Raw genomic sequence first — 1,453 nt, forward strand, 5'->3', positions numbered from 1 at the left:
CTTACTCTGACCAATGCCGAGAACGGCAACCCCTCTTCAAATCCGCTAACCACATTCGCCGTGCAAGCATCTTCTACGGACGCGAGTTGGAACGGGTTTTGGATTGCTTCAACAACCGCAACGAGCGCAACCGCCGTATGGTTCTCCGACGCAAATCTGGACAACAAAGTGATAAGCGGCCTCAAAAATTCCACCATCTATGGTTTCAAAGTGAAGGCGATTAACGGTGACGGAGAAGAAACATCTCTCGGCGTGGAAGGACAGGGGACGACAACGGCAGAGGCCGACCCGCCTACTCCAAATCCTCCAGAGTGGACTTCCGCGCCGGCAAACATCAGTACGTCTCAGATATCTATGACGGTCTCTTCCACGACTGATGCCACCCATCCAATCCAATATCTCTTCTACTTCGCCGCTTGCGCTTCCGAAGGAGGCACGGGAGGAACGTCCAGTTCCTGGCAGGGAATTATTTCATACACAGATTCGGGACTTCAGGCGAACCAATGTTACGGCTATGCCGTGCAATCAAGAGACGGCAACTCCACCGCCGGTTCTTCGTCAACCGTTTCCGAGACATACACTTCCGCCGCCATCCCCGGAACTCCGACAATCGGCTCTGCCGGAACCTCAACCCTCACGATCACAAGCAACGACGCGAACGGAAACCCTGCATCAAATCCCACGACCCAGTTTGCCGTACAGGCATCTTCAACGGATACAAATTTCAACAGCTTTTGGATTGCCGGAACGAGCAACAATATTTCAACAAGCACTAGTGAATCCTGGAAATCAGATGCTACGTGGGATGGTTTTGTCGTGAACGGCCTTGGCGCGGTAATTACATACGGTTTCAAAGTCAAAGCCCAAAACGCGGACGGCGACGCGACTTCGCTTAGCGGCGAGGGACAAGGGACGACGAGCGCGGAGGCCGACCCCCCAACCCCCAATCCTCCAACATGGTCTTCAGCTCCCAACGATACAAGCGTTTCAACCATCGCTATGACGGTTTCTTCCACGACGGACGCCACTCCTCCCATCTCGTACCTTTTCACCTTCACCGCTTGCGCCTCCGATGGAGGCACAGGAGGAACTTCATCCGGCTGGTTGGGAACCGTTTCATACACCGATTCCGGTCTCCAAACCAACCAATGTTACGGCTACACGGTTACCTCAAGAGACGCCCTTTCCAACACGGGTTCGGCTTCAGCTTCTTCCGAGGCATATACCACCGCCGCGACTCCCGGAACTCCGACAATATCCGGAGCAACAACTTCCACCCTGGATTTTGCGAACGACGCGAACGGAAACCCGACATCAACTCCCACAACCCAATTCGCCATACAGGCATCTTCAACAGACACGAACCTCAACGGTTTCTGGATAACCTCCGCCGGAGCGACAAGCACGTCCGAATCATGGATGTCCGACTCCGCCGCAGATGCCGTTGTCGTGA

General features: G+C 54.4%; 3 protein-coding genes. All 3 read right to left on the bottom strand.

Features of this window, described 5'->3' with window-relative positions; translation table 11 throughout:
* The coding region (locus Q8Q08_00015) for a hypothetical protein (GenBank protein ID MDP2652403.1) at nt 1-197 on the bottom strand (197 nt) is incomplete at its 3' end.
* Between the two features lie 315 nt (nt 198-512).
* Nucleotides 513-1,058: a hypothetical protein gene (locus Q8Q08_00020; protein MDP2652404.1), complete on the bottom strand. Its 546-nt coding sequence runs from the start codon at nt 1,056-1,058 to the stop codon at nt 513-515.
* A 99-nt stretch (nt 1,059-1,157) separates the two neighbouring features.
* Nucleotides 1,158-1,453, bottom strand: a 296-nt coding sequence (locus Q8Q08_00025) for a hypothetical protein (GenBank protein ID MDP2652405.1), incomplete at its 5' end; no start/stop codon positions are given.

Source organism: Candidatus Omnitrophota bacterium (genome assembly GCA_030688425.1).
In the GTDB taxonomy this organism is placed as follows: Bacteria; Omnitrophota; Gorgyraeia; order Zapsychrales; family JANLHA01; genus JAUYIB01.